Below are 229 nucleotides of genomic sequence, written 5' to 3'. Positions count from 1 at the left end.
TTGGTGTCGTCTGTCATGCCCACGACATCGGCCAAAACCAGCCATCATCTCAAGGCGGGAAACAGCTGACGGTTACGGCGGCGCGCTTGGGGCCGATGCCGGTGACCTCGCGTAGGCGATGTGGCTCGGCCTCGATCAGTTCGAACACCGTGGCGCCGAAGGCCTGCACCAGCTTCCTGGCATAGCTCGGGCCGATGCCGCGGATCATGCCGGAGCCGAGGTACTTCTC

Annotated in this window: 1 pseudogene; it reads right to left on the bottom strand. The window is 64.2% G+C overall.

The features are described 5' to 3' along the window. Window positions 1–79: 79 nt before the first annotated feature. Window positions 80–229, bottom strand: a pseudogene (locus AC0IW9_RS32220) (helix-hairpin-helix domain-containing protein); the annotation flags it as partial.

The sequence above is a fragment of the Belnapia sp. AC561 genome (genome assembly GCF_979252845.1).
This window is presented reverse-complemented; position numbering and strand designations above follow the sequence as displayed.